28 protein-coding genes are annotated in these 24,395 nt (G+C 33.8%); 19 read left to right on the top strand and 9 right to left on the bottom strand.

The window, feature by feature from the left end:
* The first annotated feature begins 225 nt into the window (after positions 1-225).
* The 9 genes from CIGN_RS00900 (at position 226) to CIGN_RS00865 (ending at position 6,088) form a co-directional block, all read left to right on the top strand.
* Positions 226-2,007, top strand: a complete 1,782-nt coding sequence (locus CIGN_RS00900) for a phosphoethanolamine transferase (protein ID WP_086301984.1) — start codon at positions 226-228, stop codon at positions 2,005-2,007.
* A 54-nt stretch (positions 2,008-2,061) separates the two neighbouring features.
* The gene (locus CIGN_RS00895; RefSeq protein ID WP_086301983.1) at positions 2,062-2,424 is read left to right on the top strand and encodes a hypothetical protein; all 363 of its coding nucleotides are present in this window, start codon (positions 2,062-2,064) and stop codon (positions 2,422-2,424) included.
* A 10-nt stretch (positions 2,425-2,434) separates the two neighbouring features.
* Positions 2,435-2,785, top strand: coding sequence for a diacylglycerol kinase (locus CIGN_RS00890; RefSeq protein ID WP_086301982.1), 351 nt, complete (start codon positions 2,435-2,437; stop codon positions 2,783-2,785).
* Between the two features lie 3 nt (positions 2,786-2,788).
* Positions 2,789-3,418: a class I SAM-dependent methyltransferase gene (locus tag CIGN_RS00885; RefSeq protein ID WP_086301981.1), complete on the top strand. Its 630-nt coding sequence runs from the start codon at positions 2,789-2,791 to the stop codon at positions 3,416-3,418.
* A 92-nt stretch (positions 3,419-3,510) separates the two neighbouring features.
* Positions 3,511-3,687, top strand: coding sequence for a hypothetical protein (locus tag CIGN_RS08140; protein ID WP_181892507.1), 177 nt, complete (start codon positions 3,511-3,513; stop codon positions 3,685-3,687).
* Between the two features lie 433 nt (positions 3,688-4,120).
* Entirely contained in the window at positions 4,121-4,570 is a 450-nt protein-coding gene (locus CIGN_RS00880; protein WP_086243996.1) for a cupin domain-containing protein, read from the top strand.
* Complete coding sequence (locus CIGN_RS00875; protein ID WP_086301980.1) at positions 4,567-5,289, top strand: carboxymuconolactone decarboxylase family protein; 723 nt, start codon at positions 4,567-4,569, stop codon at positions 5,287-5,289. Before CIGN_RS00880 ends, CIGN_RS00875 begins: the two co-directional genes overlap by 4 nt.
* Entirely contained in the window at positions 5,289-5,690 is a 402-nt protein-coding gene (locus CIGN_RS00870) for a MerR family transcriptional regulator (protein WP_086301979.1), read from the top strand. Before CIGN_RS00875 ends, CIGN_RS00870 begins: the two co-directional genes overlap by 1 nt.
* 44 nt (positions 5,691-5,734) lie before the next feature.
* Positions 5,735-6,088: a cyclophilin-like fold protein gene (locus tag CIGN_RS00865; RefSeq protein WP_086303184.1), complete on the top strand. Its 354-nt coding sequence runs from the start codon at positions 5,735-5,737 to the stop codon at positions 6,086-6,088.
* A gap of 122 nt (positions 6,089-6,210) precedes the next feature.
* On the opposite strand, the gene CIGN_RS00860 is transcribed toward CIGN_RS00865, so the two are convergent.
* The 3 genes from CIGN_RS00860 to CIGN_RS00850 are packed head-to-tail and all read right to left on the bottom strand — an operon-like array spanning position 6,211 to position 10,663.
* Positions 6,211-7,590 (bottom strand): DNA double-strand break repair nuclease NurA, encoded by a 1,380-nt coding sequence (locus tag CIGN_RS00860; RefSeq protein WP_086301978.1) that lies wholly within the window; start codon positions 7,588-7,590, stop codon positions 6,211-6,213.
* Between the two features lie 8 nt (positions 7,591-7,598).
* Positions 7,599-9,449, bottom strand: coding sequence for an ATP-binding protein (locus CIGN_RS00855; protein ID WP_086301977.1), 1,851 nt, complete (start codon positions 9,447-9,449; stop codon positions 7,599-7,601).
* Entirely contained in the window at positions 9,449-10,663 is a 1,215-nt protein-coding gene (locus tag CIGN_RS00850; protein WP_086253187.1) for a DNA methyltransferase, read from the bottom strand. The genes CIGN_RS00855 and CIGN_RS00850 overlap by 1 nt, the downstream gene beginning before the upstream one ends.
* Positions 10,664-10,846: 183 nt before the next feature.
* Between CIGN_RS00850 and CIGN_RS00845 the strand changes: the two genes are divergently transcribed.
* Genes CIGN_RS00845 through CIGN_RS00835 form a run of 3 tightly spaced genes read left to right on the top strand, consistent with a single transcriptional unit; the run spans position 10,847 to position 13,158 of the window.
* A complete protein-coding gene (locus tag CIGN_RS00845; protein ID WP_086301976.1) occupies positions 10,847-11,989 on the top strand; it encodes an NAD(P)-dependent alcohol dehydrogenase in 1,143 nt (380 codons plus the stop codon).
* Between the two features lie 9 nt (positions 11,990-11,998).
* Positions 11,999-12,586, top strand: coding sequence for a DapH/DapD/GlmU-related protein (locus CIGN_RS08435; protein WP_086235123.1), 588 nt, complete (start codon positions 11,999-12,001; stop codon positions 12,584-12,586).
* Positions 12,583-13,158: an NAD(P)H-dependent oxidoreductase gene (locus tag CIGN_RS00835; RefSeq protein ID WP_086301975.1), complete on the top strand. Its 576-nt coding sequence runs from the start codon at positions 12,583-12,585 to the stop codon at positions 13,156-13,158. The genes CIGN_RS08435 and CIGN_RS00835 overlap by 4 nt, the downstream gene beginning before the upstream one ends.
* Before the next feature lie 200 nt (positions 13,159-13,358).
* Here CIGN_RS00835 and CIGN_RS00830 read toward each other — a convergent pair whose 3' ends face one another.
* From CIGN_RS00830 to dnaG, 3 genes are read right to left on the bottom strand one after another with little or no spacing between them, the layout of a single operon-like run.
* The gene (locus CIGN_RS00830) at positions 13,359-14,225 is read right to left on the bottom strand and encodes a radical SAM/SPASM domain-containing protein (protein ID WP_181892506.1); all 867 of its coding nucleotides are present in this window, start codon (positions 14,223-14,225) and stop codon (positions 13,359-13,361) included.
* Entirely contained in the window at positions 14,200-15,183 is a 984-nt protein-coding gene (locus CIGN_RS00825) for an ATP-binding protein (protein ID WP_086290702.1), read from the bottom strand. The genes CIGN_RS00830 and CIGN_RS00825 overlap by 26 nt, the downstream gene beginning before the upstream one ends.
* A complete protein-coding gene (gene dnaG, locus CIGN_RS00820) occupies positions 15,180-16,826 on the bottom strand; it encodes a DNA primase (RefSeq protein WP_086301974.1) in 1,647 nt (548 codons plus the stop codon). Before dnaG ends, CIGN_RS00825 begins: the two co-directional genes overlap by 4 nt.
* A gap of 60 nt (positions 16,827-16,886) precedes the next feature.
* On the opposite strand from dnaG, the gene CIGN_RS00815 reads away from it, so the two are divergent.
* From CIGN_RS00815 to CIGN_RS00785, 7 genes are read left to right on the top strand one after another with little or no spacing between them, the layout of a single operon-like run.
* On the top strand, positions 16,887-17,894 hold the full coding sequence (locus tag CIGN_RS00815; protein ID WP_086301973.1) for a tetratricopeptide repeat protein: 1,008 nt from the start codon (positions 16,887-16,889) through the stop codon (positions 17,892-17,894).
* Positions 17,872-18,297 carry a ribonuclease HI gene (gene rnhA / locus CIGN_RS00810; protein ID WP_086226075.1) on the top strand — a complete coding sequence of 142 codons (426 nt, stop codon included), beginning with the start codon at positions 17,872-17,874 and terminating at the stop codon, positions 18,295-18,297. The genes CIGN_RS00815 and rnhA overlap by 23 nt, the downstream gene beginning before the upstream one ends.
* 11 nt (positions 18,298-18,308) lie before the next feature.
* Positions 18,309-18,986, top strand: a complete 678-nt coding sequence (gene rnc / locus CIGN_RS00805; protein WP_086228372.1) for a ribonuclease III — start codon at positions 18,309-18,311, stop codon at positions 18,984-18,986.
* Between the two features lie 3 nt (positions 18,987-18,989).
* Positions 18,990-20,060: a chorismate synthase gene (aroC, locus tag CIGN_RS00800; RefSeq protein WP_086301972.1), complete on the top strand. Its 1,071-nt coding sequence runs from the start codon at positions 18,990-18,992 to the stop codon at positions 20,058-20,060.
* A 23-nt stretch (positions 20,061-20,083) separates the two neighbouring features.
* Positions 20,084-21,202 (top strand): N-acetyl sugar amidotransferase, encoded by a 1,119-nt coding sequence (locus tag CIGN_RS00795; RefSeq protein ID WP_086303182.1) that lies wholly within the window; start codon positions 20,084-20,086, stop codon positions 21,200-21,202.
* Positions 21,203-21,254: 52 nt separating this feature from the next.
* On the top strand, positions 21,255-21,872 hold the full coding sequence (locus CIGN_RS00790) for a UPF0323 family lipoprotein (RefSeq protein WP_086233489.1): 618 nt from the start codon (positions 21,255-21,257) through the stop codon (positions 21,870-21,872).
* Between the two features lie 55 nt (positions 21,873-21,927).
* Entirely contained in the window at positions 21,928-22,224 is a 297-nt protein-coding gene (locus tag CIGN_RS00785; RefSeq protein ID WP_086301971.1) for a hypothetical protein, read from the top strand.
* A gap of 85 nt (positions 22,225-22,309) precedes the next feature.
* Here CIGN_RS00785 and CIGN_RS00780 read toward each other — a convergent pair whose 3' ends face one another.
* Genes CIGN_RS00780 through CIGN_RS00770 form a run of 3 tightly spaced genes read right to left on the bottom strand, consistent with a single transcriptional unit; the run spans position 22,310 to position 24,318 of the window.
* Positions 22,310-23,404: a cytochrome b/b6 domain-containing protein gene (locus tag CIGN_RS00780; RefSeq protein WP_086301970.1), complete on the bottom strand. Its 1,095-nt coding sequence runs from the start codon at positions 23,402-23,404 to the stop codon at positions 22,310-22,312.
* A complete protein-coding gene (locus CIGN_RS00775; RefSeq protein WP_086301969.1) occupies positions 23,397-23,894 on the bottom strand; it encodes a diheme cytochrome c in 498 nt (165 codons plus the stop codon). Before CIGN_RS00775 ends, CIGN_RS00780 begins: the two co-directional genes overlap by 8 nt.
* Before the next feature lie 10 nt (positions 23,895-23,904).
* Positions 23,905-24,318, bottom strand: a complete 414-nt coding sequence (locus tag CIGN_RS00770; RefSeq protein ID WP_086233493.1) for a DUF1924 domain-containing protein — start codon at positions 24,316-24,318, stop codon at positions 23,905-23,907.
* Positions 24,319-24,395: the final 77 nt, after the last annotated feature.

Raw genomic sequence — 24,395 nt, 5'->3', positions numbered from 1 at the left:
AGTTGTAATATTAAATTTATTTTAGATATAATTCTGGCTCAAAATTTCACACATTAAGGAGGTTTAATGTGATATTAAATCGTAGAATTTGGTATATTGCTATTATCAATGCTATGCTTTTGTCTCTGCTAGAGTTAAGTATAGGGGGGGAGTATAAAGCACTTTATTAAGATATTTTATCAAACTTTTGGATTAGTTTTTTGCTTATTTTATCTTTTTAGCTTCTTGCCTGTTAAACTCAAAAATATTTTAGAACTTAGCTTTGTCTTTATCTACGCTATTATCGGTGTTGTTGAGATATTTTTGGTTATGAATTTTTCAAACATTTTAAATCCTATATTCTTTGATACTTTTCTCTCTACTGAGCCTAATGAGGCGATTGAGTTTATGCAAAGCTATTTTAGTTTTAATGTAGCTTTGGCGGTGTTTGGGTTTATTGGGGTTTCTATTTTGTTTTTCTATTTTCCTATAAAATTTAGCCCAAAACCATTAAATCCTAAAATATATTTCGCTCTTTTTCTCATCATATCAATTGTCATTTTCTCCAAAGGGACAAGATACCTAGAGCCTAATAAATTTATCCTTGGTGGATGGTTTGTAACTATCAAAGATACAATCACAGAGCAAAATAGCTATCTAAATGAATTTAAAAAGTTAGCCAAAATCCTAGATACACAAATGAAACAAGATTATAACCTAACTATAAAAAGCCAAATTCCAAAAGTGGTATTAATCATTAGTGAATCAACTCAAAGAAACTACCAAAGCTTATATGGATTTAAACTTGATACCACGCCAAATTTAAACGCTTTAAAAGCTAGTGGCAATCTCTTTGAGTTTAGTGATACCATTGCGCCTGAGTCGCATACTAATCCGGCCTTGGCTAAGCTTTTAACATTTAGTAACTATGAAAATAGCCAAAGCTCCAAATGGTATGAGCATATGAATATCATAGATTTAATGAAAATCGCCGGATATAAAACACAATGGTTTAGCAATCAAGAAGCCGTATCTGTATTTGGTAATATACCTGAGGTTATATCTAGTAGGGCTGATATTAGAGAATTTACTAGGGTTGGCACTAGTCTTGAGTTAAAAAATGATTTTGATGAAAAGTTATTAGAAGTGTATAGCAAATACAGAGTCAAAGCTGATAGGGAATTTCATATATTTCACCTTATGGGGACACATATGGCTTACGCTAATAGATTTGATAAAAATAACAAAAATGTAAGATATTTTGATATGGATGAGCTTAAAAATGCCAATTTAGATATCTATCCAAATGGTGATAAAATCAGCAATAAAGGGCTAAAAGAGAAGCTAAACTATATCAATGCTATAGCCTATAATGACTATGTAGTAAGTGAAATTTTTAAACTCTATAAAGATGAAAATGCGATTATCTTTTATATTAGCGATCATGCTGATGAAGTATATGATTTTAGAGAGTTTAAAGGGCATACCTCCACTATGGCATCTAGATATATGATTGAAATTCCATTTATGATATATCTAAGCGATAAATTTAAATCTAGCAATCCACAACTAATACAAAAGATCCAAAAAGCCCAAAATAAGCCATTTATGAGTGATGATTTTATACATGGATTTATGGATATTTTGGGTATTTTTAGCAATGACTTGGATCTTAGTAGGAGTCTGTTTAGCGATGAATTTGATGCTAATAGGATTAGAATTTTTTCTGGAAAAGATTATGATAAAGAGTTAAAAATTGATTATCCATTTGCTTCACCAAGTAAAATTTGGCTACATAGAACAAATGAGCCAAAAAAATTGGCAGATTTTAAAAATATTTATCAAAATTTTGAGATTGATGTGCATTTTATAGATGGTTATTTTGATGTTGGGCATGATGGCAAGAAATATAGCATTGGTTTAAATTTAAAAGATATGCTTCAAATCACTAACAATCAAAATGGGGGGGGGCATAGCCCACATATTTGGCTAGATTTTAAAAATCTAACCAAAGAAAATGAAAAATAAGCCCTAAAAGAGCTAGATAAAATCTGCGATGAGATTAAATTTGATAAATCAAATTTGATTATAGAAAGCTCAAATTACCAATCCTTAAAGCCGTTTAAACAAAGTGGATATTATACTAGCTATTATGTTCCATACTACTCTAAAGAAGATTTAAACGATAAAAAAGATATAATTATAGCTCAGATTAATCAAATCATTCAAAGCGGAAATATATCGGCCTTGAGTTTTGCTTATTATCTTTATGATTTTGTAAAAGAAGCTAAATTCAAAATAGATAAAAATGGCAAAAAAGTAGATATAGATCTGCTAACTTGGAATGAAGGCGATGATTATAATACAAATAGCAGCACCAAAGCCTTTTATGATCCGCAAGTTAAGGTGATTTTAGCCGGGGCTAAAAAGAAAGGGTATCGCTAAAAGGAGTTAAATGAAACCTAAATATCACTTTTATAGTAATACTATTTACGCACTTAGCGGATTAGCCGCAATGTGGAAAAATGAGCGCTCATTTAAAATTGAGTTATTTATTATTACTCCTTTATTTATAGCTATTTGGTTTTTGCCACTTAGTAGCATAGAGCAGATTATACTTGGAATGAGCTTGCTTTTTATCCTTGCAATGGAGTGCGTAAATAGCGCTATTGAGGCTTGTATAGATCTTGTTAGTCCTGATTTTCATCCACTAGCTAAGGTAGCTAAGGATTGTGGGAGTGCGGCTGTATTTATATCTATTTGCACGGCGGTGCTAGCTTGGGGCGTGATACTTTTGGGGCGGTGAGTAATGCTTAGAGATAGTGCATATTGGGATGAGTTTTATAGCTTAGAACACGATGAGATTAAAGAGCCTAGCAAATTTGCTAAATTTATATTTGATAATTTTTTGCGCAATAAAAACAAAGCAAGCTTGATCGAATTTGGCTGTGGTAATGGTAGGGATTCTTTATACTTTAACGCTAAAGGTATTGATGTTGTAGCTATCGATGGTTCGCATATTGCTATTGAGAGTTTGCAAAAACAAAACCAAAAAGCTAGCTGGATTTGTGCTGATTTTACTGCGCCACTTAACCTAAAAGATAAATTTGATATATGCTATAGCCGTTTTACGCTACATGCTATTGATGATATCGCTGAGCAAGGGCTGATAAAAAATGTCAAAAATTTACTTAAGTCTAGCGGTCTTTTTGTTGTAGAGGCTAGAAGTATAAATGATAGTAAATTTGGTATTGGCAAAGCCATTAGCAAGCGTGAGTTCATCAGCGATGGTCACTACCGACGATTTATAGACCAAGATATATTTAAAGCAAATTTAATCCAAAATGGCTTTAAAATTGTTGATATTGATGAAAGTAGCGAGTTTGCTCCGACACCAGGGCAAAACTGTGTTTGTATTAGAGTCATTGCCTCGCTATAAGTGCTTCTAATTCGTCCTTGGTTTTTAAATTTAAATAGTCATTTGAGCTGAATCTTTTTGGCTCAAATGAAGTACTTTTTGATAGTATTGGTTTGATTGAATTTTTAGTAGAACCTGAGTATGCGCTTTATGATGAGTTAAGTCAAAATGAGTTGGCAAATACAAATTCTGGTTTTACTTCGCACGGAATTTTCTATCTTTATCCTATGATTGATATTTCTACTAGCACAGAGAGCTATCTAACTAAGGCTTTACAAAAAACTAGATAAATTCTCTATGGTTAAATTTAGTTTTGGCTAAATTTAACCAAAATTATATAAATAGTAAATTTTTAAGTTAAAATTATTTTATTATATAGATGAAAATCAGCAAAAATAGATTGTAGCTTAATATAGCACTCTTTAAGTGTATTAAAGATGACTTATAAAACCAATGTTTGATATAAAAATTACACTAATTTTATCACAGAAGCCAAAAGCTATTTTAAACTCAAATTATTATTATTTTTAAGATTTTATCGCTGTGATGCTTTGCTAAAATATCATATAATCTCTAAGAGCTTTTGCGTATTTATGACCACTAGCTTAAGCCAACACTTTAGCAAAATTAATCATATTTTTACAACATTTTTCTAAATTTTCTTGACTTACACTTGGTGTAATGTTTTATAATTTTTGCTAAACTTTTAAAAAAGGAAGCAAAATGAAAAAAACTATTTTAACTCTTAGCGCAGCTGCTGCGGCTTTTTCGCAGGATTTGCCATTTGAGCGTGGTGAGATAAATCCGTATAGCAAATACTTCACCGGCACTACCTATCTAAATACCTTTGATGATGCACAGGGTGGCAGAAGTGCTAATGCTAGTTTAGTAACTTTCGAGCCTTGTTCTCGCACGCATTGGCACACACACGAAAAGGGTCAGCTGCTAATCATCCTAAGTGGCGAGGGCGTAGTAAAAATAGAGGGGCAAAAAGCCATAAAAGCACAGCCCGGCTCAATTATCAAAATAGATAGCGACGCTAAACATTTTCACGCAGGTGGCAAAACCACGCAAATGGCACACATTTCAGTCATGGGAATGCCAAATAAAACCACTTGGCTAGAAAAAGTAAGCGACGAAGAGTTTGAAAGTGCTTTAAGAGAACTTCAATGAAAAAGATTTTAGCTGTTTTTGCGGTGTTTGGGGGTGTTTTGATGAGTGCAGATATAGAAGATACAACGCTTAAAGCGATATTTGAAAACTTTGAGAAAAGTAGTAAAAATGACAGTATAAAAGCTGGGCTTAGCCCTAGGCAAATTGAGCTTAGTAATCTAGCTGCGATAATAGCATCTGGTTCAGTTAGACTATGGCAAGAAAGAGTAGAAAAAAGTGAGTTAAAAGCTGATGAGATAATGGAGCTTTTACGCCAAAGCACGGCTTATCTTGGTATGGCTAGGATTAGGGAATTTATCTTTGTTACAAGTGAAATTTATAAGCGTAAAGGGGTTAAAATCACAGATTTTGCCCTAGAAAGTGATGAAAATAGACTTAAAAATGGGCAAAATTTACAAATAGAGCTTTTTGGCAGTGCTACTACGCAGAGTATGAGTGGCGACTACGCACAAATCGGCAGGTATTTAAGCCAAAATTGCTTTGGGGATTATTACACTAGAACTGAGATTTTAAGCCTAGACGAGCGTGAGATTATCACATTTTTTCTTTTAGCTGCTCAAGGAGATACATCAGCACAGATGAAAGCTCACGCAAAAGCTATTTTTCTTCAAGGTTTAAATAAAGAAAAATTAATCGCCCTAATCAACGCAAATATCGCTCTTATAGGCTATCCACGCTCACTAAATGCCACCGCCGCTGTAATAGAGGCTAGCAAATAATGGCATACACAATCATAGAAGTCTCACAAAAAACAGGCGTAAGCCCACGCACTTTGCGTTATTGGTGTGATAATGGGCTTTTTCCTTTGGTTGAGCATAGCCCTAGCGGTATTAGGTATTTTAGCAAGAGCGATATAGAGTGGGTAGAATGGGTTGTGCGTTTTCGTAAAATGGGTATGAGCGTTAAACGGCTTAGAGAGTATATAAATTTAGCTATCAAAGGCGATAGCACGCTAGAAATTCGCCTAGCGATGATAAAAGAAGAAAAAAGCAGAATTTTAAATGAGCTTGATGAGATAAAATCAGCGCTTGATTGCGTGGATAAAAAAATTGAATTCTACGAAACTGCCATAAAAGCCAAAAGCGACCCACACGCCAAAGGTGGCAAAAAATGCGAGTGATTTTATCGCTTTTTTGTCTTTTTAGCTTTGTTTTAGGAGAGAAAATGGAGATTTTTGTTACCATAAAAGAGCAAAAGTTAAAGGCTGTTTTGGCTGAAAATAGCTCGGCTAAGGCTCTATATAAAGAGCTAGAAAAAGGCGATATCATTATAAATGCTAGTGATTATGGTGGCTTTGAAAAAAGCGGCAAACTTCCATCACCACTACCACGAAATGATGAGCAAATCACAATGCAGCCTTGCGATATAATTCTTTATAGCGGTCAAACTTTTGTGCTAGCCTACGATACAAACTCATGGCTCTTAACTCGCCTTGGCAAATTAGATGGCATAAGCAAAGATGAACTAAAAAAGCTACTAGGCACAGGTGATGCAAAAATAAGGCTATCTGTAAGATAGAAAAATAGCTTAGGGAATTCTAGAATTCCTTAGCATTCCTCAGCTTGATTCTAAAAAAAAGAGTTAATGAGCAAAAAAATATTATTACCTATAACTTTACAATACTATCATAGCTTTTAGTGTCACAATAATTCATCTTTTGTAAACATAGTCAATATTTTTTTGCCTGGTACGCTAGATAATGATACGAGTTTATTTAGAATTGCAATAGGAATAAATGATTTATCATACATATTGCACTTCAATTTAAATAATAATTGTAAAATATTTTGAATGTTTAAACAATCATTTATATTTGGATTTTCTATATATTTTCCATATTGAGCATTTGTGCCAAAAGGTATAGAGATGTCAAGCACAAATGCTAAATCTTTATTCTTTTTAACAAAAGACTTTATGCCAAAATATGTTCTTTCTCCAAAATTTGTTTTGTTATCTCCTGTGATAAACTTTTTTATATAATCAATACTGGGAGTAAGTATAGTATTTTCATTAATCGTTGCTTCTGTATTTCTTAAATGTTCCATAAACATTCCGCTTTTTTCGAGACCTATTAAGTTAATATAGCTTGTTTTTTCATTTTTAGATTTTTCATACATAAATTGCAAAAAAGGTCTAATTACCTTGTATGAAAAATCATCCAATTTGCTAAATAAAGCCAAAGATCCATCTTTTATAAAAAGAGTTTCGCTGAGCCATTTTGAATTATTTTCTAAAGCATATCTGATTAAAGTAAAAATTAACACCACTTCAAAAGCACTCATTACATATGAAATAATAGGTCCAGATCCGTTTATCTCATCTATCAAATCATACATTTGAAAACAATCGGTTATATAAATTCTTTCTCCGCAATCGCAATCTGTAAAATCATTTTTACTATCAGCATAAAAATTGGTTTTATTTTTAAATTGAGATGAGTGTCCGCAAGATGGGCAACGAATTTCTATACTTCCATCTCCATTTGCATAAGATTTAAATATTAGCCATTTTATCGTATTTAAAAGCGAATTACTAGAATCTTCTGTTTCACCACCTAATTTATTGTCTTTAAAAGATTGATAAATGGTTTCTCTTATAGTGGTTATAAAATCTTTTTGTTTTAATTTAATATTTTGCACAGGCAATACGAAATGAAAGCGATCTATATTTTTTAACCTGCCTACATCATTTGGGTTAATTGTGTGCTGTTCTTCTAAATTATCAAGATCTTTTACTGAAAAGCAAAGAATTCCAATGCTATAATAACATAATCTATTCGTTGGATAACTATCATCTAAAATAATTTCTTGATACCCAGCATCTACTGTAACAACTCTATTTAACTCATTTGATATCTCAGATTTTATAGAGTCTATATCTACTACAAAATTCTTTTGATCAATTTTTTCTGGCGTTTTTTCACTTGTTCTATCACAACGAGATAAAAAATTCTTTACCAAAGGACTTTCTATTACATACTGATGCGCGAATTTTGATGCTTTTTCTCCCAGATATCCCATAAAATTTCCTATTTTTCAAATTTATTTATTTGTACAGGTATAATAAAATTATTAGAATAAGTTTTTACTCTAGCAAAACCTACATCGCTATTTCTCAAAATGTTATTTGAAAAATCTTCAAAATCGTAATAACTATTAAGTTTTTTAATTTCTTCTTTATTATTTAAATGTGATATAAACCAATTTTGTGTATTTTTTAAAATGCTAGGAGAAATTGAACTTACTTCTTGTGTAGAATAGCTTATGCCGATTTGTAATTTTGCTCCTTCTTTTGCTAAACGATTATATATATTTTTCAAATCTTTATCATCTTTTGGAAAAATATTATGAGCTTCCTCAAAATACATTTGTATATATTCTGGCTTTTCCCCATTTGTAAATTTATCCATAGAATGACTAAATATATAAGTACATAACTTATCTATATATTTTTGTTGTGTTTCTGTAGAAGCATTAGATAAATCTACCAAAACTATTTTACCTACTCTTAATAAAGCATCTATCTTTTGCTTGTAGTCTTCTCTACCAAATTGTGAATGTAAATATTTATGTCTCATTAATGCTTTAAAACCGGAAGCATTTGTGCCTTTAAATACTTTAAACATAATATTCCAATCTTCATCTTTTTTGTATTTTTCGTCTATAGAATTTAAATCTACTTTATCAAAATATTTAATTGCTTCATCTATTGTTAAGCCACCACTATTTACAGGCTGACCACCGGTAAATCCTGAAAAATATATTTTGTAATTACTAGGAACATCAAAATTTGCTTTTTTTAGTATACATTTATACAAAGCTCTTTTTCTTTGCTGATTCCTATATTCTGTTGAATTTCTATCTTCTATATCTTCAAATAATTTTACGTTAAAAAATGCTGAAAAATAATCTGCATTTTTAACACCCATAACCTCATCTGACAATAAGTTAAATGATTCTTCTAAGGTATCATCATTATAAAAATTGTATTGTATAATATTAACATCTTCATAATCATTTGCTTTTTTTAGCGAAGTAGTAAATCTTACAGCATTATTTGAAAATTTATCATATATACAACAATCATCTTGCTCATTTTTAAATGTATATTCACCATTTATATCAAAAATTATTTGCCCAATTTTTTCATTTCTTTGTTTATTTAATTTTTGTATTGCACTTATTATAATCTTTATAGTATTAGATTTTCCAGTTCTCGTCATACCAAAAAATGCTGTTCTTCTAGCTACTATATCATTAGTACGTAACAATACTTCTGGAGCATATAGACCATCTAAATCATAGGACTTACTAGATGAATATCTAAGTTCTCCAATAATTTCTGTTGCCTCATCATTATTTAATTTAGCATTTTCATTCACTATAATTTTTAATTGCTCTTTTTCTGGTTTATATACTTGATAATTATGCGGACTTAAGAAATTCTCAACATCAGTTCCAAAGACTAGTTTCTTATCTTTATCATAAGAAAAAGTTCCTAGTGTCCTACAACGCAATCCGCTAAACTGATAAAAGTTTTTAGTATATGGGTCAGGGTTAGCATTTTCCTCAATATTTTTTTGGGCTATAAATCCATCTGTCATGCTAGCAACTATTTCTTTTTTCTGTGGAATATCCGCTACATCTATTACTCTTAATAAAATTCCTTCTATATTTTTAGTATTTTCATTATCATAAATAGCCATTAGTAAAGATCCATGTGGAATTCCATGAACATTATTTTTTTGGTAATCATTTACCAAAACATTTGCTATTTCATAGTTTAAATCATATAGCTTACCTACAAAATTTTTATCCTGTTTAATGCTTTCAAAAAAACCTATTTTTACATTTTTATTGATTGAATCTACAATCGACATTATATCTCCTTTTTCAAAATTAATATTCTATCTATTTTAGTGGCTTTACCACTTTTCTTACCCCAAATTCTTGTAACTTTTTTAAGACATTTTTCCTCTATATTATCTGCTATTATATCTATATACTTTAATTTACAACCCCCATTATTTTCGATAAAATTCCAAGTATCATTAGCCAAATTTTGTTTTTCAACATCTCCTATTACAACAAAAGCATAGGAACCTAGCTTTAATATATCATACCAACTATTAAAAAGATTTTGCATGTAGATAGCATATTGTTTAAATGGCAAATTGTCTTTAATGCCCCTAATTTTTTGCGCTTGATGATAAATGCTTACATCTGTATCTACTTTTTTTACATCTTCATTTAAAAGCCAAAGTCTAATCCAATTATATTTTCCATAGTTTATATTTTTTAAATACGGAGGCGATGTCACTATAAGTTGAATGCTATTTTTGCCATATTTTTTTAAAATAGCATTACTACATTCTATAGCATCTTTATTAAAGCAATAACCTTTAGAATATTCATTCATCCTAGATTCATCATAATTTTTTATTCTAAAAAGTTTATTTACTCTATCTGCCAATAGATCAAAAACATTTTGCTTTATTTTTTGCAATCTATGTGTTTCAATAAATTTTTTTATGTAGTTTGGTGACATGCTAAAAGTGTTTGGCATATCAATACTGCAATAAATAGATGTTCCATCTTTTCTATGTTTTCCATGCATTATTCCAGTCAAAACTGCCAGTATAAAATTATCAACTTTTCTATGTCTATTTAAGGTATTTTTCAAAAAAAACAATTGAGGCAATGTGGTTGTTTCCTCATAAAGCATCTTTATGTCTTCAGCAATAAGATTTACTGAATTAATATAATATTCTTCTTGCTCATAATAAAGATTCTTTAATAAGCTTATTCTTTTTAATATATTAGAAATTTTTGGTAAATTAATTTTGCTTTTTGTAAGGCAAAATGCTAATGGATTTAAATCATTCCCAATACCAATTCTTCCGTTCCTACAAGCCTCAAAAGGAGTTGTTCCTCTGCCAGAAAATGGATCTAAAATTAAATCACCTATTTGTGAAAAATTATTTATTAAATAATTTGGAATATTAGGCGGAAACATTGCTAAATAAGCTGTCATACCGTGTAAATATGAAAAATTGTTATAAGAATAATTTTTATAATTTAAAATATCTTTCATATTTCTACTTTCAAAATAAAAATAGCCAATTTTTATAAATAAACTCTTTATTGTAAACTATTTTTTCTTATTGAATGCTTAACGCTAAAAATAATGAAATTCTACTAAAATTTTTCAAAACCTCTTGACTTACACTTGGTGTAATGTTTTATAATTTTTCATATCTTTTTAAAGGAGCAAAAAATGAGTGAAATCGAAAACAAAGAGCGCAGGGAATTCCTAGCAAAAGCAGCCGTTGCTGGCGTAGCAATCGGTGCTGGTACAAATATTTTTGGCGCAGCAAATAAGCCAAATATCGCTTGTAAAGGTTGGGCGGCTTTTGATGAGAGTGGTGAGCTAAGGCCATGGAGATTTGAGCGTAGAGCTGTTGGTGATGATGATATCTTAATAGAAGTGATGGCTACTAGTATCTGCCATAGCGATATACACACAGAGTTAGGGCATTGGGGTAAGCAAATTTATCCACAAGTACCCGGTCATGAGATAGTGGGTCTAGTGCGTGAAGTGGGTAAAAATGTCAAAAACTTCAAAATCGGTGATAGAGCAGGCGTAGGTTGCATGGTAGATAACACAGATATCGCTACGGCTGGGAGCGAGGAGCAATACAGCCCAAATACGATTTTTACCTACGGGCATCCATATCCTAAAGAGCCTACTGGCATAAGTCAGGGCGGATATAGCGATTATTTTGTTGTAAATTCGCATTTTGCTATCCATATCCCAAATGAGCTTAGCTGGGATGAGGCAGCACCGCTAATGTGCGCTGGAATCACCACCTACTCGCCTATAATGAAATATATGAAAAAAGGTGATAATGTAGCGATCATCGGTATTGGCGGCCTAGGGCATCTTGGGATTAAAATCGCTATTGCTAAGGGTGCGGAGGTAACAGCATTTACAACTACTAAGAGTAAAATCAAAGATATAAAGAGCTGGGGCGCAAAAGCCGTGCTAGTAAAAAGTAGCGATGATTTAGCACCGTTTAGGGCTAAATTTGATTTTGCGCTTAGCACTATTCCTTATGAATTTGAGATGGAGCCATATATTGCGATGGTTAAGCCTTTTGGTAATTTCACTCTAGTTGGTATGCCTATAAATTTCAGCCAAAAAACCCAAACCTTAAATCTAGCTAGCACAAAAGTAAATTTAAATGCTAGTTTAATTGGTGGTATGAAAGAGACTGCGGAAATGGCTGAGTTTTGCGCTAAAGCTGGAGTTCGCCCAAATATAGTAAAAATCACTGGCGAACAGATAAATCAGGCTTGGCGTGATGTAGTAGCAAAAAGAGCTAGATATCGCTTCGTGATCGATCCAAAGAGCTTTTAGGCTTAGAAAATGAGTAAAAAAGAACTTAATGCTAGACTTTTTGAACTTCTAAACTCTGGGGGCAAATTAAGCTCTAAAAGTGCTGAGTTTACTCTCATGTGCGAAATCAGCGCAAAAACTCGCAAACTCTGCGCTAAAATGAATAAAAAATGGCGCAGTGAAGAAAAAATAAGAGAATTTTTTGCCAAAATTACAAAAGAGCCTAAAAATGAAAGTTTGCGAGTGTTTTTGCCCTTTTATAGCGACTTTGGCAGAAATATTCACCTTGGCAAAAATGTATTTATAAATGGCGCTTGTCATTTCCAAGACCAAGGCGGAATTTATATAGGCGATAATACGCTAATAGGGCATGCTTGCGTGCTAGCTACGCTAAATCACGATTTGTTGCCAGAGCATAGGGGTGATTTACACATGGAGGCGATAAAAATCGGCGCAAATGTGTGGATAGGCTCAAATGCTACGATTTTAGGCGGCGTTAGCATAGGCGATGGTGCCGTGGTGGCTGCTGGGGCTGTGGTGAGCAAGGATGTGCCGCCTATGAGCATAGTAGCAGGCGTGCCAGCCAAACTCATAAAAACTATAAAGGAGCAAAAATGAAAGTATTAATTTTAGATGGTGGTAAAAATTTTGGTAGTAGTGGCGGCAAGCTAAGCACCTTGCTTTGCGATGTAGCAAGTAGCGAGCTAGAGGCTAAGGGATATGAGGTTATCCGTACCAAAATAGATGATGGCTACGACATAGAAACTGAGGTAAAAAAAGTGCTAGAAAGTGACGTGATAATCTGGCAATATCCTGGCTGGTGGATGAGTGAGCCTTGGATAGTAAAAAAATACCTTGATGAAGTTTTCATGGCAGCAGCAGCAAACCTGCTAAAAAGCGATGGCAGGCACGCAAGCGACCCTGAGCACGGATATGGCACAGGCGGACTTGCTATAAATAAAAAATACATGATAAGCACCACTTGGAATGCGCCAATTACTGCCTTTAATGACAAAAATGAGTTTTTTGAAGGGCGTGGGTGCGATGGCGTAACCTTTGCTATGCATAAGGCAATGGAGTTTTGCGGTATGAAGGCGCTACCTAGCTTTATTTGTAATGATGTAGTTAAAAATCCAAAGATTGATGAGTATATTAGTAACTATAAAGCACATATAAGGGCGAATTTTTAGTGAATTTATAGAGATTTTATAGATTAAATTTGCTAGGTTTAAAAAGGTTAGAGGGCTGAAATTTAAGGCTCTCTGGCTTAAAATTAATTTAAAAAGTTAAATTTTAGTGGTGGATTTAAATTTTGCTTAAATAATTTGAATTTTATCTTGGATAAGAATGAGTTTATTGTGATTTGAAAATTTTCAAAACAATAAGCGATTTAATCCAAATTCGCCTTATACTCGCATTTTTGGCATAGATTTTCTATCGCTTTTCCTTGTTTAAATCCATCTATTATAGCCTTAGCTTTTGGGGAATTTATTATCTCATTTAGGCTATTTTGGCCGATATTGCCTAAGTTTATACTAGCGCTAGCATCTACGCAACAAGGCACCACGATTCCGCTACTTTTAATGCCGATTTGTGAGATTAGGCCGTGGCAATATTTACTTGGATTTTGTGAGTTTGGCTCTCTCCACTCAAAATACTCTTTAAAAACCAAAAATATCTTATAAGCTAGGCGAACTCTACTCTCATTACAACCAATTTTCACTCCAAAAAACTGCTCAAATTTAGCCTTAATCATCTCAAATTTAGGCTCATTTATCATAAATTTTTGGATTCTAAAATTGATAAAAATTTCACTTTTTATCTCTTGAGTAAATTGACAAAAAGCTAGTAAATCATCTATATGATTCTTGCTAAATTTAGCATTTTTATCTACAAAGGCACTTAGAGAAAATGAAATTTGATGAGCCTTACTAAGTGTGCTAAAATCATGCTTTCTAAGGTATTTACCCGTTGTGACTAGATCTATTTTAAAGCCCTTATCATAAGCTAAGCTTAGATATTTATTTAGATTTAAATTCGCTAGCGGATCGCCTAATAGATGAAGGCAAATCGCCCTTGTCTTGCCCCTTATCTGTGACAAAATCTGCTCATAAAGCCCCAAATCCATAGAGCCAAATTTAGCTAAATTTAGAGATGGACAAAAGCTACACTCGCACCCACAAACATCGCCAATTTCTATATAAACTTTTTGAAATTTACCCACGCCAATCCTAGATAAAATATTTTGCAGCTTCACTCTTATCGCATTTTGTAGCTTCTATAATCTTATCACCTATTTTGGCTTTATACACTACATTTGGTTCGCTTTTGCAATAACTAATTGCTAATTTTGCAGCCAAAGCTCTATCTAAATCACTTGCATTTTTATCTATAAAACTATGCGCTCCTATAATTCCATCATAATTTATACTATCCATCTTTTGAAGTTTTAAAGCTTCAAGCTTTTCATTATCATTTTGATCCCTGCCAATTATCATTTTAGCGCCATCTGGTAGCCTTAAATGCCTGCCATATCTTAGGCTTTGAAGGTCATCTTCACTCATATTATTATCAAATTTGATAAAATCCCTAATTCTATTACTAAAGCCCTCCATCGTATATGGACAGCCTCCACCAGGGCTTTCAAACTCATCAAATCCAAACTCTTTAGCCAAATTTAGCTGAGCGTTTCTACCACGACCATTTAATCCTAGCAATTTTTCTCTATCTACCCAGCCTTCACGCTCTGGCATTGTCGGCTTTAAAAGCTTAGCGCATAATGGTCTAAGCACGATATCATCTTTATCATCGGCTAGATTTTTGACATGTACCATCGCATCATTTCGCTGACTCATCGGTCTTTGGCCTACGACTTCTCCACTAATTACAAAACTAGCGTTATAATCATCAAGCATAGAAATAGCCGTTCTAAACATAAATCCATGGCAATCAATACATGGATTAAACTGCTTCCCATATCCAAATTTAGGATTAAATAGCACATCTTGGAGATATTTGCTACGCACATTTACACTCTCAAATGTAGCCCCTGCCATCGCTGCTCTTTTGGCTAGAGTTTCATTTTTAACTGGGTCTGAGCCAAATCCTATATCTATATTTAAAGCATGAACCTCAATACCTTGCATTGTAATTAATTTTATAGCTAGCATACTATCAAGCCCGCCGCTAAATAGTGCTAAACACTTTCTTTTCATCTTTTTCCTTTTAAAATTGATATTCTTTTTTTACACTCGATAATCTCTTCGATACTAAGCCCGCCACCCTTTAAAAGCCCTTCATAATACCTAATAGCAAGTGGCCTAATAGCATTATGAAGCTCATTTACACTCTTATACTCTTCTAAATTTTGGCTTAACTCTAGCTCTCTTATATGCTCATTATTTTGACTTTGCGAACCTACAACTGCTCTATATGTAGCCTTATCTTTAAAAATTTCAACCCCATAATACTGCTCTACAATCTGACAATACTCAGGATTTTTAAGCATATTTTTTAAAATTGATAGCTCTGCGATATCCTTTTTTTCTATAACTGGAAGATTTTGAATTTGAGTATTTGTTTGAGTTTTTGCTAAATTTGAATTATCTCTTCTTTTTGTAGTCTTACTTAGTCTAAATGAGCCCGGATCGATCCTTAAAAGTGTAGATACTAAAGGCACATACGCATCAGCTACAATTGGATTTAAACCAAAGCTAAACTCTTGAATAGCTTTTAGTGATTTTGCTATCTCTATTGGGGTTTTGGGATTTAAATTTTTTACAAGTTGAGTTATATAAAACTCCCCAAGCTCCATTCCACCTTTTAATATCTCTTTTAGCTCCATCTCCTTGCCACTTGCTACTAGCTCGGCTGGGTCTTTACCACCGCTGATTAAGACAACTTTACCATCGATTTGATGCTCTACTAGCAATTTTGAGCTTTTAAAGGCCGCATTAACTCCGGCTGCGTCGCTATCAAAGCTTAAAGTAACCTTGATATCACCCCTTTTGATTAATGGGATATGCTTTTGAGTTAGAGCCGTGCCAAGCACTGCTACAGCGTTATTTACCCCAGCAGCATGTAGCATAATGCAATCCATATAACCCTCACAAATCACCATTGATTGAGATCTATATATCTCGCTTTTGGCCTTGTCATATCCGTAAAATATCTTAGATTTATCAAAAATTTGGCTTTGTGGGCTATTGATATATTTAGCCGGATTATCGCTAATGGTGCGACCTCCAAAGCCTACTAAACTCCCAAGATGATTGTATATAGGGAATGTTATGCGATTGATAAAACTAGCGTAATATCCATTTTCATTCTCTTTTATAGCGCCTACTTCTAAGGCCTCTTTTGGCTCGATATTTTCATTTTGAAGTAAATTTAGTGTATTTTGCGAAGATGCCGCCCAACCAAGCTCCCATTTTTCTATGATAGAATCAGTGATGGAGCGACTTTTTAGATAGTTTAGAGCTTCAGGATTTTTATACAAAAGCGTCTTATAATGCAAATTTAAATTCTCTAAAATTTTCTTATCTATCTTTGGTTCATTTTTGCTGCTTGTATATTCTAATGCGACATTATATATGCTTGCTAATTTTTCAATAGCCTCAGCATATCCTAGCTTCTCATACTCCATTACAAACTTAATCGCATCTCCACCGGCCTTACATGAAAAGCAATGATATATCCCTTTGCTAGGACTTATAGACATTGATGGATGCTTGTCATTATGAAATGGACAGACACATACAAAATTTGCACCAGATTTTTTAAGCGGTATATAACTGCCTACAACATCAGCAATATCAACTATATTTTTTAAATTTTCTATACTATTTTTAGATATCATAAGCGAGATTATACATTGATTTAGCTATAATCGCCATTAAATTTAGCAAGGTAGTTTAGTTTGGACTTTTTTTTCATTGAGTATAGAGATCCTATTTTTGGACTTATTGTGCTTTTTAGCGTGCTTCTTTTGGTGGCTATTTTTAGCTATTTTTGGGGAGTTTTTTCGCTTAAAGATCAAAAAAATAGCATAGATAAATTTGTCAATAAATTTCAATCTCAAAGCAATCTAGACCAAAAATATCAAGATATGCTAATTCGCCTTGATATTGATTCAGGTTCACTTAATGCACTTGCTGGAATTTTTGCTAGAAGCGGAGAGTTTAATAAAGCTATAGCCATTTATCTAATCGCTCTTCAAAAAGCAATCACAAAATCTCAAAAAGAGTTAATATTTTTAAATTTAGGTAAAGCCTATTTAAAAGCTGGATTTATGCAGCGCTCTATAGAAGTATTTTTAGAAGCTATTAAGATTAGTCCTAAAAATATTGATGCGCTTAGTCACCTTGGGCTTGGATTTGAAAAGCTTAGATTACACGATAAGAGCCTAGAAGTGCTTGATGCATTACAAGAACAAGGCGTAGATGTTGCCCAAGAGATTGCCTATACAAAGGCGCTAAAGCTTAAAAATAGCCAAATGGAATTTGAACAAAAAGTTGCTAAAATGGCTAAATTTGCTAATGATTTTAAGCTAGTTAGTCGTATGATTTTAGAGCTTTTTATCATAAATGGCAAGGATGTAAATTTAATAAATATAAAGCCAGATTTAGCTCACTGCCTAGATATTTTGTATCTAAATGATGGAGTTTTAGATGGTGATGAGTATAAAGAACTTTATGGCGCTAAGGGGCTAAATAACGCTCAAATCACTGATTTTAATCTAAATCTTTTAAAGGTCGCTAGGGATAATAACCTTAATGCTACTTTAAGTTTTAACTATATCTGTAAGGAGTGTAAAGGCTCATATCCTCTATTTTTTTATCGGTGTAATCACTGCGCTAGGCTAGGGAGTTGCGCTATTATCCCAAATGTTATAAAGGAGAGCGATGAAAATAGTATCTCTTTTTAGCGATGGTAGTTGCTTAAATAATCCTGGAAATGGCGGCTGGGCCTATATCTTAGAGTATGAAAAATATACCAAAAATGATAGCGGAGCCATAAGAGATACTACAAATAACCAAATGGAGCTTTTGGCCATCATCAATGGCTTAAAAGCCCTAAAAGAGCCTTGTATTGTCAATCTCTACACCGATAGTAGTTACGCTGCAAATGGGATTAACTCTTGGCTAGATGGATGGAAGAAAAAGAGCTTTAAAAATGTCAAAAATATAGAGCTTTGGCAAGAGATAGATAGATTAACTCAAATTCACAAAGTCAAAGCCCATTGGATCAAAGCCCACGCCGGCCATCCACAAAATGAGTTATGTGACAAACTAGCCAAAGATGCAGCGATGAAGCTTACAAAGGATTAAAAAGGATTATTATGGATAAACTAAGAGAGATTCAAAAGCTTTTAAAATATAAATTTAAAAATATAAATTTGTTAAAAGAGGCCATAACTCACAAAAGCATCAAAAGCTCTATTAATAACGAACGGCTTGAGTTTTTAGGTGATGCGGTGCTAGACTTGATAGTAGGGGAGTATCTATATCACAAATTTAAAGGCAAAAGCGAAGGCGACCTAAGCAAATTGAGAGCCTCACTAGTCAATGAAGATAGCCTTGCTAAGATAGCCAAAGAGCTAAGACTTGGCGAGTTTTTATATCTTTCAACCGCTGAAGAAAATAACGGCGGCAGAGAGAAACAAAGCCTAATAAGCGATGCTTTAGAAGCCTTGATGGGGGCTATATATTTAGAGAGTGGATTAGAAAAAGTGAAGAGCATATTTATAGCTTTATTAGAAGCAAATTTCCCCGATATCAGCTTAAATCTAACTAAAGATTACAAAACAACTCTTCAAGAGCTCACTCAAGCCAAGATAGGTTTAGCACCAAAATATGAGCTAATAAGCTCAAGTGGACCAGATCATAAAAAGAGCTTTGAAATGGCGGTGATATTAGAGGGCAAAGAGATCGCAAGAGCCATAGGAAATAGCAAAAAATCAGCCGAGCAGGCTTGCGCTTTAAAGGCTTTAGAGATATTAAATTCAATGAAAGGATAGCTATTGAATACATTTGGGACTAAATTTAGATTAAGCACATTTGGCGAAAGTCACGGCGTAGCTATAGGTGGGGTTATAGATGGAATTCCAGCCGGCATTAAAGTCAATATGAGCTTTATCCAAAGTGAGCTTGATAGGCGTCGCCCCGGTGGCAAATACGCCACTTCAAGAAAAGAGAGTGATAAGATAGAGATTTTAAGCGGAATTTATGATGGTTTTACCACCGGTTGTCCTATTGGCTTTATAGTGGCTAATACCTCTCAACACTCCAAAGATTATGATAATATCAAAGATCTATTTCGCCCAGGGCATGCTGATTATACATATTTTGCTAAATTTGGGATTAGAGATCATAGGGGTGGTGGCAGAAGTAGTGCTAGAGAGAGTGTAGCAAGGGTTGCTGGTGGAGCGTTTGCGGGGTTGCTTTTAAGAGAATTTAATATAGATATCCAAAGTTGCGTAAGGCAAATTGGCGATATAAAAGCTGATAAAATCGACTTTGAATTTGCGAATTCTAGTGAGATTTTTTGGGCTGATGAAGCCACAGAAGAGAGTGCTAAAGAGCTAATATTAAATACCAAAAATTCTAATGATAGCCTTGGGGCTAGTGTTTTAACTATCATCAAAAACGCCCCCGCTGGACTAGGCGAAGTGCTATATAATAAGCTTGATGCTGCCTTAGCTAGCGCTATGATGGGGATAAATGGAGTAAAGGGCGTAGAGATAGGAGATGGGATAAGCGTGGCTAATATGCTTGGAAGTCAAAATAATGATTATATGGATAAAAGTGGCTTTATAACCAATCATTGTGGCGGGATTTTAGGCGGTATTAGCAATGGAAGCGATATTGTGATTAAGAGCTATTTTAAGCCAACGCCGAGTATTTTTAAGGCTCAACCAACTCTAAATTTAAATGGTGATGAGACGATATGCCAGCTGCGTGGCAGACATGATCCATGTATTGGAGTGCGTGGGAGCGTGGTAGCTACGGCAATGGCAAGGCTAGTTATAGCTGATATGTTGCTTTTAAACGCAACTTCAAATTTAAATAATTTAAAAAGGATTTACAGATGAATAAAAATTTTAGGGGGGGGGTAATGCGATATTGTGATTTTTGCGTTATGCCTGATAGCAGACCGGGGATTAAATTTACTACCTTAGATGATGGAAGAGTTAAATGTAGTGCGTGTATAAATCACGAAAATAAGAAAAATATCGATTACAAATCTAGATTTAAAGAGCTTGAAGCTTTATGCGATAAGCACAGAGGCCGAAATGGCAAAAATGACTATGACTGCGCTATTGCTGTAAGTGGTGGTAAGGATAGCCACTTTCAAGTCCATATAATGAAAGAGGTTTTAGGGATGAATCCGGTGCTTTTTAGCGTTGAGGATAACTTCACAATGACAAAAGCTGGTAAGAGTAATTTAAGAAATTTAAGCGAAGAATTTGGTTGTCATATAATATCTTTAAAACCAAATATCAAAACCCAAAAAGCCCTAATGCTCTACACATTTGAAAAATACGGCAAACCAACATGGTATATAGATCGCCTTATATATAGTTATCCATTTGCCATGGCGGCGAAATTTAATACTCCGCTTTTGGTATATGGCGAAAATGTGAGCTACGAGTATGGTGGTAGCGACGCAGTAGAGACTCCAAGTGCTAAAGATATATTTTTAAATGGCGTAGCAAGTGATATTGATTTAAGTGGCGTAGATATAGACCTTAAAGATCTACAATTATTCTATGACCCAAATAGCTCAAATTTGGATATAGATAGCCTTGAACCTATATATCTAAGCTATTTTATCAAGTGGAATTCATACTCTAATTATATCTTTGCTAAAAGCAGAGGCTTTAGCGATTTAAAGAGCGAATGGGATAGAGCTCACACTGTAGAGGATTTCGATCAAGTAGATAGCGTAGCATATATCGTCCATGCTTGGATGAAATATCCTAAATTTGGCCACGCCATGGCTACTGACTACGCTGCTAGGCTAGTTAGATATGGACTGATGAGTAGAGATAAAGCAATAAAGCTAGTCAAAGAGAGAGACCACGCACTAGACCCTAGATGTGTGGAGGATTTTTGTAATTTTATAGGCATTAGCAAATCCAAATTTTGGCAAATTATAGAAAAACACTATAACAAAGATATATTTGCTAAAAATGAATTTGGCGAGTATAAGATAAAATATGGGATAAGTTAAATTTGAATTTAATCTATATTTTTATAATTTCACTTTAATTTAAAGGGTAAAGATGAAGCATATCAAAAGATTAAAAGATATAAGCATAGCTAGCGGTGTGGGCGCTATAATAGCATTTGGTTTAGCAGGATGTGGCGAGTCTGATAGCACAAACACAGCCCAAACTATCCAAAAACAAGGCGCAACCGTATTTATAGAAAAAACAAGTGATGGAAGCTATAAAATAGCAGATGAATTCCCAAGCAATGATACTAGAGTATTTTTGCGTGAGAGCGATGCCAATGGCGTAATGAGCGAAAGATTATTAAGCCAAGCTGAAATAGACAAACTTCTTCAAGAAGAAAACGCCAAAATAGACGCCGGCACAAGCGGTCTGACAAACTCAAATTTAAGTAGCGGAAATGGTGGCTTAGGTCTAGGCGAAGCGATCCTAGCTAGTGCGGCTGGTGCGATCATAGGTAGTTGGATCGGCTCAAAACTCTTTAATAACCCAACCTACCAAAACTCACGCCAAGGCGCATACAACAACCCAAGCGCATACAACAGAAGTGTAAATAGCTTTAACAAAGCCTCCACCGCAACTTCTGCTACAAAAGCCGGTAGCAACGCTAGAAGCGGATTTTTCGGTGGTGGAAGCGGAAGTGGCTCAACCCAAGCCACTGGCGGTTGATATTTTGGTCTAAAATTTGCTTGTGTTGTGCAAATTCACAATACAAGGCTAGAATATGACAATAGACAATGAGCTAACCACAAAATTAATAAAAATAGCCACAAATCAAGCCAAATTTGATGAAAGTGGCAAATTTGATGAAATTTTACAAAATTTAGAAGGGATAAAAAACAACTCTAGCGATATAAACTCAGCCATCTCAAATGCCACCAAAGAGGCAAATAATGACGCCAAACTCTTTGCTACATTTGACTTTATGCAAGCGATGAATCAGCTATTATATGGAAATGTAGATGATAATGAGCGATCAAAACTACTAGTTAAGATGGAAAAAATCGCCCAAAGTGTTTAATAGTTTAAAATCTATTTTCTAAATTTATCACTATCAGATGAACAAAGCGGCGATTTATAGCATTAAATTAAATTAAATTAAAAAATTATCTTATCTTTTCATACTCAATCACGCTAATTATCCCATTTTCGATCCCCTTATGACAAGCTGCGCAATTTGCTTTGGATTTGATATCGCTCTTTGAAAATATTTTTTCATCTATTTTTCTATGCTTTTTTATCCAATATGAATTTTGAGTGATGGCGATATTTTGGTCGTTTTGAGCATATTTTAGTATATTAAATGCTGTTTTATTGCCTTTTTGTTCAGCCGAATTGGATCTTAGGAAATTTAATATCTCTTTGTTTGTCTCTTCATCTACACTAGCATCATCACCAAAGTGATCTTCTAAATTTGCCATCATAATCTCCCACGATTTTTTAGGCAACAAAAATGGCGCATAGATCATATGGCAGCTACCGCACTCTTTGGCAAATACGGCATTTTGCGCGCTATAATCTACTTTTAAAGCGTGAGATTTTAAGATAAAATTATCTTTATTAAAGATATATAAAAATATTGCGATAATAGCCAAAATCCAGACAAAACAAAATATTTTTTGAGCTAAATTTGCTCTTATGCTCTCATCATTTTGAGTGAGCTTATAGCCTGTTATCATGGAATTTACAGAATCATTTTTGTGTATAAACTTATCTATCAAAGCCCCACAAATATGGATAATCGCTACAAACAAAAGTGTATTTGCTGATAATTCGTGGATGGATTTTGTAAATTCAAATTTCGCATAACTATCGTATAAAAAAGCGAAAATTCCACTATTTTTATCCACTCCATAAAGCACCAATCCAGATACCACACAAACAAATCCAAGAGCCAATATCATGATAATTGCTATACTTGAAGCGGGATTATGACCGATAAATCTCTCTTTTTTACCCAAAAATGAGCCAAAATAGCTAATTAATCCTTGGAATTTAAAATCGCTAAATTTAGAGTATTTTGTCCCTACAAATCCCCAAACTATCCTAAATACGATCGCCACACCAAATATCACGCCAAAAGCAGCGTGAAAATACACTAAATCATCAAATTCGCTAAACACATAAGCAAGAGCAAAGCTAAGTATCAAGGCAAGATGGGAAAATCTCGCCGCAAAACTCCAAATATAGCTTTTAATCACGCCAAACCCCGTAATTTGGTATATTCACGCTATCATCGCCATAGATGCCTTGATCGGCTTTTTTGTGACAGGCGGTGCAGTTAGATAGAGTTTTGACCTCTTTTTGCGTTATCATCCATTTTTCTATCTTTCTATGCTTTTTGATATGATATGGAATTTCAGTTATTGACTTGTATAAAACGCCGTTTTCTAGGGAATTTGTGATTTTCGCACTTCTTTTATAGTTCATCGCATTTTGACTAGCATTTGCCAAAAGATAGCTAAGAATGCTTTTGTTCGTTTCATCATCAATGCTCGCATCGCTCCCATAGTGGTTTTCTAAATTTTGCATTATAAACTCCCACGACTGGGTCGGTAAAAGTCCAGGCTGATAGCCGTAATGACAGGTGGCACACTCTTTTTTATATAGCTCATTATCAACCGGCCTTACATCTGGCCCCTTTGCTTCTAAGCTTAAAATCGCTATAAATACAAATAGTAAAAATCTCATTTTTTATCCTTTATTGTTTGATTAGATAGTATAAGACATCGCCCTTTTCTATGGCGGTTCCCTCTCTTAAATAGACATCTTTGAAATTTCTTTTTAGCCATTTTTTCACCTCTTTGACATCGCTTAGCCTAGATGGATTAACACTTGGCGAGAGAGGTGGGATAATTTTGTTAGTGAATATATTGGTAGCTTCTTTTTTGAGGTCGTTACCATGGCAACTTTGGCAAGAAAGCTCTTGAGAATTTTTGCCTATATGCTTAGTTGTGAAGATTTTCTCACCCCTTAAAGCATCAAAATCTTTAAAATTTGGATCTAGCTTTAGAGCCTCGGATTTTAGCTCTGTTATATACTCACTCATAGGCGCATTAAACGAAGCAGCATTGAGCGCATAAGCACACAGACAGACTAGGGCTAATTTTTTCATAATTTCTCCTTAAAATAATAAGGGAATATTATAAGTCTAAATTGTTTAGCAGTTGTTAAATTTAAATTTATTTTTAT

Source organism: Campylobacter devanensis, assembly GCF_002139915.1.
GTDB lineage: Bacteria > Campylobacterota > Campylobacteria > Campylobacterales > Campylobacteraceae > Campylobacter > Campylobacter devanensis.
Note: the sequence above shows the minus strand (reverse complement) of the source record. Positions and strands in the feature narration are given on the sequence as shown.